Raw genomic sequence first — 11,885 nt, forward strand, 5'->3', positions numbered from 1 at the left:
CTCCGCCGAACAACAGCCGCCTGTCCCGCTCCAGCAAGACGATGCTGCCCGGCGTATGGCCCGGGGTCTCCCGCACCTCCAGCGTCCTTTGTCCCAGCTCCAGCCGGTCCCCCGCCTGCAGCGGACGCAGATGCTCCGCGCCGCATCCGCTGTTCCGGCAGATCTCCGGCCAGTCTGCTGGATGGGCCAGCACCTGCGCAAACTGCCTGTTGGCTCCCACATGGTCCATATGGCCATGGGTATTCACCACCGTCAAAGGCCCCGGCCAGAGTTCCTCCACCTGGCGCATCAGCGCTCCGCCGCCGAAGCCGGTGTCAATCAGCGCCGCGCGCGTTTTTCCCCGGACCAGGAACATGCGCACAGCCCCTTCTTCTATCGCCGTAACGCCGTTTCCCATCTCCACGATCCGGTAGGGGTTCATTCGATCTCCTCCTCTGCCAGATGGATGTTGTACTTCTGTGCCTTGCGGTAGAGCGAGGATGGGAAAATTCCCAGCATTCGTGCCGCCTGGCGGGCGCTGCTGGTCTGCCGCAGGGCATCCTGAATCAGCTGTTTTTCATAGTTGTCCCGCAGTTCGAATAGCGTCCCGCCGGCGGCTGGCGATTCCCCGGCCGGATGCAGGCGGGAGCCCGTCGGCGTATCCTGCTGGCTGAACTGGAGCACCCGCGCCAGCTGCTCCAGGCTCATTTCATTGCCCTCCTCCGAGCAGATGACATAATACTCAATCACATTCTGCATCTCCCGGACGTTGCCCGGCCAGTCATACTGCTCCAGCACCCGGCAGATATCCGTCGGCAGCGTTACCGCGCGGCTGTACTTTTTCCCATACATCTCCAGAAAGTAGTTGGCCAAGCCCAGGATGTCCTCCCTCCGCTCCCGCAGGGGCGGCACCCGCACGGGGAACACGCTGAGCCGATAGTACAAGTCCTCCCGGAAGGTCCCCTCCTGCATCCGGTACTTCAGATTGGCGTTGGTGGCGGCAATGACGCGCACGTCCAGCTTGACAGGGGTGCTGCATCCGATCCGGTAGAGCTCCCCCTGCTGAAGCACCCGCAGCAGCTTGGGCTGCAGCTCCAGCGGAAAGTCTCCGATCTCATCCAGCAGAATAGTCCCATGGTTGGCCACCTCGAACAGGCCGATCTTCCGGGCGTTGGCCCCGGTAAAGGCCCCTCTCTCATAGCCGAAAAGCTCCGCCTCCAGCAGATTGGGTGGGATGGCCGCGCAATTGATCTTCACGAAGGGCTTGTCCTTGCGCCGGCTCATGCCATAGATGCAGTCCGCCACCACCTCCTTGCCGGAGCCGGACTCTCCGGTGATCAGGATGGTGGCATCTGTGGGCGCAGCCTTGCGGATCAGGCTGCGGATCTCCCGGATGGCCGGATTTTTACCCAGCAGGCTCTGGAGGGCGTCCTCCCCCTCGACGATGCGTACCGACTCCTTTTTATTCATCAGCTTGCGCAGTTCCCGGTAGCGCTGATAGATCAGCTCCTCCGTGCTGAGGGTAATGACGATGTGCCGCAGTTCTCCGTCTGGGCCAAAGATAGGCACGCCGGAGACGATACGGCCGTTGCTCAGCTCCAGGCGGCTGCCGTCGTTGCCGAAGGTCACCGCCTGCTGCCGTTCCATGACCTGGAGGCTGATTGGTTCCTGAAACGGCTCTGGCTTGCCCAGCGCCTCGCTGGCCCGCAGGCGGGTCTCCTGGGCGTACAGGTCGTTCATGTAGGTGATATGGCCCTGTCCATCGGTGATGCAGAGCGCCTGCCCGGAATTCTCACAAAATTCCCGGATATCCACGCGTTCGGACAGTGCCTGCTGAAATTCCCGCTCCAGCTGCTCCAACCGGCCCAGCCGGGCAGCGTCCCCCGTCTCCTTCAGCTCCTGCTTCAACTGTTCCAGCGTCTTTTCCCAATTGTTTTCCTGCACAGGACGGCCCTCCTTCAAAGCGTATTGAAAGCAGGGCCTATTATAGCACAAAAAGCGCCGCTTTTCTCCCCCCAAATTCATTTACCGGCCCTCCGCTCAGAACAGGTCCCAAAGCTGCTCCTGCGTGACCTGGCCGGCCGGCGCCTCGCGGATGATGGTCCCGGTGCGAAGGGCGGCTACCCGATCCGCGATGCGCAGCGCCACGTTGGCGTTCTGTTCCACCAGGATAGCCGCCAGGCCCTGGCTGTCCGACAGACGGCGTACCTCATCCAGCAGCCGCTGCACCAGATTGGGCGACAGGCCGATGGAGGGCTCGTCCAGCAGCAGTACCCGCGGCCGACCCATCAGCGCCACCGCCATGGCCACCATCTGCTGCTGCCCGCCGGACAGACTTCCGGCGGGCTGCTTCAGCTTTTGACGCAAGTCCGGAAATATCTCCAGGCAATAGGCGATCTCCTGTTCCTGCCGTGCCTTGTCCCGCCCCATCCGGGCGGGCATCGCAATTTTCAGGTTATCCAGCACCGTGCGTGAACTGAAGATGCCCCGAAATTCCGATGGGAGCAGGCGTACTCCCGCCTCAGCGGCCGTACGCGGCGACGTGTTGCACAACTGTGTGCCGTCCAGGTGGATTCCACCGCTCTCGGCCCGCACCAGACTCACCACGCTCTTGAGCAGCGTGGTCTTACCCGCGCCGTTGTGGCCCAGCACGGCCAGCACTTCTCCCTCCTTCACCGAAAGGGACACCCGGGAGAGGACCTCCCGCTTTCCATAAGAGACGCTCAGCGCTTCGATCTCCAGCAATGCCAGCACCCCCCTCAATATCCGAAATAGATCTCGGTCAGCTGTTTGTCGCTGCGGATCTCTTCCATGGTACCTTGCGCCAGGACCTGACCGCGATGCAGAAAGACGACCTTACGGGCGACGGCCTGAACAAATTCCATGTTATGTTCCACCAACAGTATGGTCTTGCCCATATCGAGCAGCCGTGCAATCACGCCGTCCAGCAGCCGGTAGCCCTCCCGGTCCATGCCCGAGGCCGGCTCGTCCAGCAGCAGCAGGTCGGCCTTAGGCAAAGCATGGATTGTATACTGGTATCGTCACTGACAAATTTGAGCTTTCCATGGAGATGCCGTGCCACCTCCACAGCCTTGACCACATACCGTTCCGGATTGAGCCGGTTGATGCGCACCACCAGGTCCTCCGAACTCAGTCCTACATCCCGCTCAGCCTCCAGCAACAGATAGGTCACATCATTGACCGCATCCCGGCCATCGGGAGTGACCCCGCCGATGGTAATCCCCTGCATAATGGGATGTCCACCCTTGCCGTCGGCCACTACATAGCTTTGCAGGTTCACCGCGCCGTTCATCTGGATCAAGAGCAGCGTCAGCAGTTCCTTCGCTTCGTCCCGGGTCAGAATGCCGGCTTCGAGATCACGTTTGTAGTAGGGATAGAGCAGCTGATCCAGCCGCCCCAGGGTCATGCCTGCCCCCCACCCCTCCTGGGTGAGACAGACATACAATATCCACATGGACTGAAGGGCCTCTCGGAAGGTGCGGGCCGGATTGGCGGGGACATACCGGCAATTGCGTGCAATCTCCAGCAGTTCTTGCCTGCGCTGCGGATTTTCTTCGTGCGCTGCCTTCTGCTCTGCCAGCACAGCATACCGCTCTGCATAGGCGATCATGGCGTTTAACGCAATCTGGACCGCACGGAAGAAGTGGTATCGCTCCAGTTGTCCCATCTGCGCACAATCGATTCCATGCAGCTGCTCCTCCGCTTCTTCCAACACTCCCTTCGCCCCACAGGTCAGCAGCTTGACAAAATCCACGGCACAGTGGGCCCAATGGTGTCCGTTTTCACAAAATCCGGCAGTTGCAGTCAGTTTATAGTTTACCTTCAGCGCGTATTCCGGCAGCCGTGCCATATGCCTGGCGCAAAGTTCCTTATCCCGCCAGTACGGCAGAGCCTCTTCCAGCACCGCCCATTCTTCCTCTGACAGCGGGGCGTAACGGTCAAACGGGCGGGTCGTGAGGGTATCCCGCTCATCCAGAAGCCATTGTCCCTTGATCTCCGGCAAAACCGCTCCGCCCCGCACCTTACTTGTAAAGTTTCCGACAAAGAGTTCTCCTTCGTCGATTCGAATACTCATATGCGCCAAGATGCACGCCAGTGCCTTGGCCCTGCGGATCAGTTCCGGCTCGCACTCCGTCTCACGGTAGGATTGCGTCATGTACTTCAGTCGTTCCACACAGATTGCCGGGGTCGTCACCATTTTGGCCCTCATGGTTGCCGTGCGCGGTGTCAGACTCATTTTTACTCCTCCAGAATGACAAAATATATTCGCCGAATTTGCTCGGTAAATTTATGCTATCATAATCATGCTTCTTTGTCAATCCGATTTGTAAACCCATTGAATTGCAACAGTTTCTCGCTTTTTATTGACAAGGTTCCAAAAACATGCTAGCTTAATAAAAACGATCAATAAATAAGCATTCTTACTTAGCCAAGGAAGGGGCGCATGCGAAATGCCTAGAAAAGCAATGTCAGATCGCCAGAAACAGGCCAACCGTTCCAAACAAAAAATTGCAAAAGCAGCTTTGTCTCTGTTTCAGAAAAAGGGCTATCACAACGTAACGATTGAGGACATCTGCAAGAAAGCAGATGTTTCCGTCGGAGGGTTTTACCACCATTTCAGTTCCAAGGGCGCAGTATTTGAGATTGTCATGTCTGAGATCACGGGAAAAGTCAGCAGCTATGTCCGCGCTCATCCATCCGGCGGTTCTGCGCGGGAAGACTTGCGCCAATTCCTGCTTTTTTTTGCACAATGCCATCAGGAAATCGACCTTGGCGTACTGCAGGCCTGGCTCAATCCCAGCTTCTGCGCCCTCGGCGACGCTCCCGACGATCCCTCTGTTCTGGAGATTACACGCTTAATACAGGCCGGGCAATCCTCTGGTGAAATTACAGAACAATTTTCCCCCCGTGAGCTTACCACGCACCTGTTCGTAGGGGCCAAAGGAGTCATTTATGACTGGTGCCTGCATGCGGGCGGCTATGATCTGTTACAGCGCATGAACCTCTATATCGGCATCGAATTATGCGGAATCTCTGCTTAATTCCTATCCCGGATCAGACAGGACCGGCGGCGGCATGTGCCGCCGCCGGCCTTTTTGTCAATCCGACTCTTTGTCTGAGATATAGTTGCGGCCGATCAGCCGGTCATCCATACAGACGGCGTTGAGCATGCCCAGCACCGCCACGCTCATCAGCACCAGATAGGGGACAAAATAGCCGCCTGTTGCAGTGCTCAAAGTACCGACGAGCGTATAGGCACAGGAGCGCACCGCCACGCACATGGGATAGATCACCGAGAAGGCCCGTGAAAAATCATAACGGCCGAACACGGTAGTGGTCATTGCTCCCATAATGTTGCCGGAGCCGCCGATATAGCCGCCGATCATGAAGACCGATACGTATACCGTCCAGCGACCGGGCAGCACCATGAACAAAAGAGCCAGAAAGGACCAGGCGAAAAAGCAGATGACGGTAATCCGGGTGCCGAATTTGGCGTCCAGCAGGCCGAACAGATAGCTCAGCGGCACAGCACAGAGCGCCAGTATGCTCATCATCAGCAACGCCTGCTTTTTGTCAAACCCATAAGACATGATGGTGGGGATAAGCTGGCTCATAACCGCATTTCCAATGAGCATGTTCAGCCCGCCCACGCCCACGCCGATCTGCCAGACCTGCCGGGTGCGCAGCAGCCTTGCGGTGGTCCAGGGGCTGGTGGCACTGTAGCGCAGGCCGCGCCGGTGGAGCTCCAGCGCCTTTTCCCGGGTCATCGTGCGGTCGTTGTCTGGGAAACAGCCCTTGTCCTCCGGGTTATCCCGAAACCAGAAGATGGAGAGGAGCAGCAGCGTCACAAAGCCGACGGCGATCACGTCGAAGTGGCCGGTGAAGCCGAACGTCTCCCCCGCCCAGTTAATGAGCGGCAGGATGGTGGCGGTGCCGATCAGCGGGCCCATGGTAGCCCACCCCAGGGCCAGGCCCTTTTTGGTGGGAAACCAGTTGTTCAGCGTGGTATCCCGGATGACCATGATCGCGCTGGAGGAGGAGACCAGAAGCAGGACCGATACAAAGTACATGGCCTGGGTGGTCACCCGCGCCCATAGGAACATGCCCGCAGCGGCCACGGTCATAGCCACGATAGCGGTCATGCGCGCCCCCCTGCGCCGGGCAAACTGGGTATAGGCGATGATGACCAGGATGGATGCCCAGCCCGCGTAGGTGGAATAGGTGAGCAGTTGGGCCGAGGTCCAGCCGTAGCGCCCGGTGAACAGGCCCACATAGGTATTCAGGCCGTCGTTCATACTTCCATTTGCAAAATAGCCGAAGGCCATCAGCAGCAGGATGACCAGCCAGTGGGTCAGGCCAAAATTGCTCCGTGTATCCTTTGCCAGGCTCCCTGATTTCCTCACGATCTCCTGTCTCCTTATCCCCCGATTTGTGTCTTGAAGCCGTAGCCCTCAAACAGGGCTTTGATGGCCTGCTGGCGCTCCTCCGGGATGGTCAGCGTCGGGTCCACCGTGTACTCCATGCCGATCTGGTCGTACTTCACCCGCCCGAACTGATGCACGGGCAGGATATCCACCCGCCGGATGGAGCGGATCTTGGACAGCTCCTCCGCCGCTTGGCGGATCTCCCCGTCATCGTCGGTATAGCCGGGAATGATGGGCATGCGGATGATGATGTCTTTGCCCATGTCCCCCAGCATGCGTAGATTGCGCCAGATCAATTCGTTGGATACGCCGGTATTCTCCAGATGGCGCGCCGGGTCCATGCCCTTGATGTCGAACAACAGCAGGTCTGCGTTCTTCAGCACCTGCAGTCCCTCGGGCGTATCCACGTAGCCGCAGGTATCGATGGCCACGTGGATACCCGCGGCATGTAGCTTCTCCATCAGCGGCAGGACGAAACCGGGGTGCCAGGTCGCTTCGCCGCCGCCGATCGTGACGCCGCCGCCGGAGGACGTGTAAAAGGCCGCGTCCCGCTGGAGGAACTGAAACATCTCATCCACGGTGTAGTATCGCCCGAAAGGCTCCAGCGCCCCGGTCCAGCAGAAATCGGCGCACTGGCCGCATACGTCGCAGGCTCTTCGGTCCACGACCACGATCCCATCCCGCACTGTCAGCGCCTTTTGGGGACAGAGGCTCTCACACCGGCCGCAGCCGTCGCATTTGTCGCAGGTCACCTTTAAAACCGGTGCAAAGGACTGCCCCTCGGGATTACAGCACCATTTGCACGTCAGAGGGCAGCCCTTCAGAAAAATGGTGGTACGGATGCCCCACCCGTCGACAAAAGAGCCCTGTACCTTGTTGAAGATCAATCCTCTGGCTGTCTCGCTCATCAGTCATCTCTCCCTCCCCGGCTGATCATACCGAGCCAAAGCTCAGCCGGGCGATGATGTCGTTCTGGAGCTGCTCGCTCAACTCCACGAAGTAGGCGGAATAGGTGGAGACCCGTACCAGCAGGTCCTTATACTGCTCGGGATGTTTCTGTGCCTGGCGCAGGGTGTCGGTGCTGACGATATTGAACTGCACCAGATAGCCGCCCATGGCGTGGAAGCTGCGCACCAGCATCGCCAGCTTTTCCAGCTTGCTGCGGTCTTTCACCGCGTCGGGGTCGATGCGGATATTGAGCACCGAGCCGTGGCGGAAGTTCATGGGATCCAGCTTGGCTACTGAGGCCATGGTAGCGGTGATGCCGCTGGTATTGCGGCCCTGGTGGGGGGAGATGCCGCCCTCGGCAATGGGCTCGCCCGCCAGGCGGCCGTCGGGCAGGGCGCCCACGTCCGCACCCATAGGGATATTGCCGGTAATGGTGGCGGCGGCACAGGTGGACTTGGCCCCATAGAAGCCGGGGATCTTCTCGATCTCACCGCTGGTAAAGGCCAGCACATCGTCCACCAGCTGGTCCACATAGGGCTCGTCGTTGCCGAACTTCGGCAGGCGCTGGATCTGGTGAAGCATTGCTTCGTCGCCCTCGAAGTTGCGGTCCAGCGCGTCCATGAGCTGCGCCATGGTATACGTTCCGTCCTCAAAGATCAGCTTTTTGATGGTGCACAGGCTGTCGCCGATGTTGGGCGCGCCGGAAAGGGACATGGAGTAGGACATGTAGGGATACATAGCGCCCCGGGTGATGTCGGTGGCCTTCTCAATGCAGCCCTGCATCATAGCAGACTGGAGAGGACAGGGGGAATAATCGGCAAACATCTTTTTATCCATGTTTTTATAGAGGTGCATATAGGGCACGAAGAAACGGAACTGCTCCTTGAAGGCGTCGTAGACCTGCTTGAAGCAGGTGAAGGTGCGGGCATCTCCGGTATGGGGCCCCATCTGCCTGCCCAGCCGGGGAGAATAGCCGTCGTGGAGCGCCAGGTCAAAGATCAGCGGCAGGTTGATCATGCCGCCGGGCAGGTCCAGGGACCAGCCCGGCACCGAGGGGGAATTGCAGCCGGTGATGGCGCACCCGCGGGCGATCTCAAGGGGCCGGCCGTCGTGCAGCATCTGCCGGACCAGCACGTCGTGACCGATGAACTTCATCTTTCCACGGAGGATCTTGGCCGTCTCCACCGCCTCGACCAGGAAATCCTGTGGGGTATCCTGGCCGGTGAGGACCATGATGTCCTCGGTTAGGCCAAAGCGGGCGGCCTCCAGCATCAGATAGGACAGCTCATTCACGGCGGTGGTGCCGTCGGGCTTCAGGCCGCCGATGGTGTTGCCCAGACGGCAGCACAAACCGCCGTAGATCTTGGCCGCCGGGGTGGAATAGACGGTGAATTGGCCGTTCTGTTTGATGAGAAAGCAGGCCAGATACTCCAGCGCATCTTCGTCGGTGATCCGTCCGGCCGCCTTGTCGGCCTGGTAGAAGGGGTACAGGTATTGGTCCACCCGGGACAGCGACGGGCCGGCGCCCCATGCCTCGTTGTTCAGGGCCACATAGGTGAACCACGTGGACTGAATAGCCTCGTACAGCGTGCGGGGCGGGTGCTCGGGCACCCAGCGGCAGGTCTCGGCGATCCGCTCCAACTCGGCCTTTCGCTGGGCGTCGGCCTCTCCGGATGCCATCTGCTCGGCCAAATCGGCATAGCGGTGGGCAAATTTCACCACTGCGCCCAGGGAGATCCTCATGGCGCGCAGATACTGCTCCTTGGTGAAGTTCTCCACGTCGCCGAACGTGCCCAGGCTCTGGATGGTCTTGTCGATCTCCTCATACAGGCCCAGCACGCCCTTCTCCAGCATTTTGCCAAAGTCCGTTGAAATGTGGCCGTAGTATTGGGTGTTCAGGCAGAAGCCGCCGCCGCCGATGATGGGGCCGTTTGCAAACTTCATATCGTCGGGCACCGCCGCCTGCCAGTGGTCGAACAGGGACTTGCCGTGCCAGTACGCGCAGCAGTCGCGAATGATCTGTTTGTCCGCCTCAGGCACTTCGGCATAGTTCTCCTGTTCCCGGGTGTGGAAGGTATCCATCTCCTTGGTGTACCAGGTGGAGTTTACTTCGGGACTCAGGGGGCCGCCGCGAACCTTTCCGGTGGGCCGGCCCACAAAGAGCTCGCCCGGGCCGATGCCCACCGTCAGGTGAGTAAGCACATGGTCCAGCGCCCTGGCCCGGCGGTACTCGATGGGCGCGCCCTCGGTACTGCGGAAGGATTCAGTGGTATACAAAGCCTTTTCCACACAGACCTGGGGCTCCACCAGCATGTTCTGCCGCAGCATCTCGATCCGTTCCAGGCGGGATGGGGAAAGTATTACGTTCATAGTGATTCTCCTTTTGCCATTGGTTGGCATGCGCCGAATGTTGTTCTCTCAGGCGCGCCCGGGAACGCTCCAGGCGCACCTGAGAGATTGGATTACTCCAGCTCGTTGCGGTTGATGATATCCTCCTGGGTCTCCGGCCCCAGCTCCACAAAGAAAGCGGAATAAGTGGCTACCCGTACCAACAGGTCCCGGTACTGATCCGGGTCCTTCTGGGCAGCCCGGAGCATCGCGTTGCTGGCAAAGTTGAACTGTACCAGGTTGCCCCCCGTCTCACAGAAGGTGCGCAGCAGGGAGACCATGCGGTCCATCTTCTCGTCGTTCTTCACCGCGTCGGGATCGATGCGCATATTCAGGATGGAACCCAGAGCCAGTTTGACCTGGTCCAGCTTGGCCACCGACCGCATGGTGGCCGGCGCGCCGCTGATGTTGCGCCCCTGGTAAGGCGAGATACCGCCCTCCGACAGAGGCAGTCCGGCCTTCCGGCCATCGGGCAGCGCACCCACAAGGCGGCCGAACATGACGTTGGTGGTCATGGCGAAGCAAGCGGTGGCAAACTTGGCGCCGTAGTGGGTATGGAACTGGGCCACATAATCCCCTGCGTCGGAGAGAATGCGCTTGGCGATCAGATCCACATAATCGTCGTCGTTACCGAACTTCGGCGCTTTCTCCAGTTGATGGAGCAGGCCTTCATAACCCTCGAAGTTACGGTCCAGTGCGTCGACGAGTTCCGCCATGGTGTACTTCTTCTCCTCAAAGACCACTTTTTTCACCGCGGCCAGAGCGTCGGCCACGTTGGGTATTCCGATCATGCCCAGGGCAAAGGTGATGTGGGGGGCGGTACCGCCGTTATAGTCGTCCACCCCCCGTTCCATGCAGGGATCATACATGGAGGAGAGCAGCACGCAGGGGTATTCTCCAAAGGAGGCAAAGTCTGCATGCTTGTTCACCATCTGAAGCCGCAGGCCCGCTTTGAGCTGGATCTCAAAGGCTTCCAGCAGCTGTTCAAAGCCGGCGAAGTCCCTCGGATCCCCAGTTTCGGGCCCCAGCCGTTCCTTTCGAATACGGCCCACACCGTTGTTCAGCGCCAGCTCCAGGGCCAGGCCCGCATTCATGGCTCCGCCGCCGGTGTTGCGGGAGTAGTGGGGTACCGTTGGATTGTGGCAGCCAGTGGAGATATAGTCCCGCGCCTTTTCCAGCGGTACTCCCAGATAGAGCATGGACTGGATACTGGTATCGTCGCTGACAAATTTCAGCTTTCCGCCCAGCTTTTTGGCGGTCTCCAGGGCGTGCTTCACATAGGAATTGGGGTTCAGGCGGTTGATACGCACCATCATGTCCTCCGCGCCCAGGCCCACGTCGCCCTCGGCGGACAGGAAGAGATAGCTCAGTTCGTTGACCGCGTCCCGGCCGTCCGGCGTGATCCCGCCCACACAGAGGCTCTGCATGGTGGGGTGCCCGCCCTTGCCGTCCGCCACCACATAGCTTTGCAGGTTGATCCCGCCGTTCATCTTGATAAAGATGAGGGAAAACAGCTCGTGGACCTGCGCATCCGTGGTGCGCCCGGCCGCCTTGTCCTTTTGGTAGAAGGGATACAGGTATTGGTCCGCCCGGCCCAGGGTGGGTCCTGCGCCCCAACCCTCGATCATGAGGGCCACGTACAGCAGCCAGCAGGACTGGACGGCTTCAAACAGATCATCCGCAGGCCGAGCGGGCACCTTTCGGCAGGTCACAGAGATACGCTCCAGCTCCGCTTTGCGGACAGGGTCGCTCTCCTCCGCCGCCAGACGCTCCGCCAGCTCGGCGTACCGTTGAGCAAAGCGGATCAGGCCCCGGTGCACCACTTGTACCGCCAGGTAAAACTGACGGCGGTCCTGGGCGGTGGGGTCGGTATAATCCAGCGCGGCGATTTTTTCCTCCGCCTCAGCGATCAGTCCCAGACTGCCCACCCTCAGCAGCTTTTCATAGTCCGCCGCCGTATGGGCCCAGTGGTGACCGTTTTCCGCATAGCCGCCGGTGGCTACCATGATGTGGTCCAGCCGCTGATACTCCGGCGGTACCTTGGCCTGCCAGTGCTCAAAGGCAGCCTTTCCTCTCCAATAGGGCAGATATTCGTGCAGGATATCCAGTTCCTCCCGGCTCAGA

General features: G+C 59.8%; 10 protein-coding genes. 1 reads left to right on the forward strand and 9 read right to left on the reverse strand.

The window, feature by feature from the left end; translation table 11 throughout:
* From MR825_RS09485 to MR825_RS09505, 5 genes are all read right to left on the reverse strand, one after another.
* On the reverse strand, positions 1 to 421 hold a 421-nt coding region (locus MR825_RS09485), incomplete at its 3' end, for an MBL fold metallo-hydrolase (protein WP_287880400.1).
* A complete protein-coding gene (locus tag MR825_RS09490) occupies positions 418 to 1,923 on the reverse strand; it encodes a sigma-54 interaction domain-containing protein (RefSeq protein ID WP_186906254.1) in 1,506 nt (501 codons plus the stop codon). The genes MR825_RS09490 and MR825_RS09485, both read right to left, overlap by 4 nt.
* Before the next feature lie 96 nt (positions 1,924 to 2,019).
* Positions 2,020 to 2,724 (reverse strand): ABC transporter ATP-binding protein, encoded by a 705-nt coding sequence (locus MR825_RS09495; protein WP_186906255.1) that lies wholly within the window; start codon positions 2,722 to 2,724, stop codon positions 2,020 to 2,022.
* 14 nt (positions 2,725 to 2,738) lie between these two features.
* Positions 2,739 to 2,951, reverse strand: coding sequence for a hypothetical protein (locus MR825_RS09500; protein ID WP_287880401.1), 213 nt, complete (start codon positions 2,949 to 2,951; stop codon positions 2,739 to 2,741).
* On the reverse strand, positions 2,915 to 4,237 hold the full coding sequence (locus MR825_RS09505; RefSeq protein WP_287880404.1) for a pyruvate formate lyase family protein: 1,323 nt from the start codon (positions 4,235 to 4,237) through the stop codon (positions 2,915 to 2,917). The genes MR825_RS09500 and MR825_RS09505 overlap by 37 nt, the downstream gene beginning before the upstream one ends.
* Positions 4,238 to 4,451: 214 nt before the next feature.
* On the opposite strand from MR825_RS09505, the gene MR825_RS09510 reads away from it, so the two are divergent.
* The gene (locus MR825_RS09510) at positions 4,452 to 5,042 is read left to right on the forward strand and encodes a TetR/AcrR family transcriptional regulator (protein ID WP_186906261.1); all 591 of its coding nucleotides are present in this window, start codon (positions 4,452 to 4,454) and stop codon (positions 5,040 to 5,042) included.
* Positions 5,043 to 5,099: 57 nt separating this feature from the next.
* Here the strand turns inward: MR825_RS09510 and MR825_RS09515 are convergent, their stop codons facing one another.
* The 4 genes from MR825_RS09515 to MR825_RS09530 form a co-directional block, all read right to left on the reverse strand.
* Complete coding sequence (locus MR825_RS09515; RefSeq protein WP_186906262.1) at positions 5,100 to 6,404, reverse strand: MFS transporter; 1,305 nt, start codon at positions 6,402 to 6,404, stop codon at positions 5,100 to 5,102.
* Between the two features lie 14 nt (positions 6,405 to 6,418).
* Positions 6,419 to 7,333, reverse strand: a complete 915-nt coding sequence (locus MR825_RS09520; RefSeq protein ID WP_287880408.1) for a glycyl-radical enzyme activating protein — start codon at positions 7,331 to 7,333, stop codon at positions 6,419 to 6,421.
* A gap of 25 nt (positions 7,334 to 7,358) precedes the next feature.
* Complete coding sequence (locus tag MR825_RS09525) at positions 7,359 to 9,743, reverse strand: glycyl radical protein (protein ID WP_186906264.1); 2,385 nt, start codon at positions 9,741 to 9,743, stop codon at positions 7,359 to 7,361.
* A 92-nt stretch (positions 9,744 to 9,835) separates the two neighbouring features.
* Positions 9,836 to 11,885 (reverse strand): pyruvate formate lyase family protein (locus MR825_RS09530; protein WP_287880411.1); only part of this gene is annotated, 2,050 nt, incomplete at its 5' end.

The organism is Lawsonibacter sp., from assembly GCF_022777125.1.
Classification (GTDB): Bacteria; Bacillota; Clostridia; order Oscillospirales; family Oscillospiraceae; genus Lawsonibacter_A; species Lawsonibacter_A hominis.

Excerpts from the sequence above, each read along its gene's own strand:
- MR825_RS09500 (WP_287880401.1), bottom strand. The coding sequence starts at position 2,951 with ATGGACCGGGAGGGCTACCGGCTGCTGGACGGCGTGATTGCACGGCTG.
- MR825_RS09505 (WP_287880404.1), bottom strand. The coding sequence starts at position 4,237 with ATGAGTCTGACACCGCGCACGGCAACCATGAGGGCCAAAATGGTGACG.
- MR825_RS09510 (WP_186906261.1), top strand. The coding sequence starts at position 4,452 with ATGCCTAGAAAAGCAATGTCAGATCGCCAGAAACAGGCCAACCGTTCC.
- MR825_RS09520 (WP_287880408.1), bottom strand. The coding sequence starts at position 7,333 with ATGAGCGAGACAGCCAGAGGATTGATCTTCAACAAGGTACAGGGCTCT.
- MR825_RS09525 (WP_186906264.1), bottom strand. The coding sequence starts at position 9,743 with ATGAACGTAATACTTTCCCCATCCCGCCTGGAACGGATCGAGATGCTG.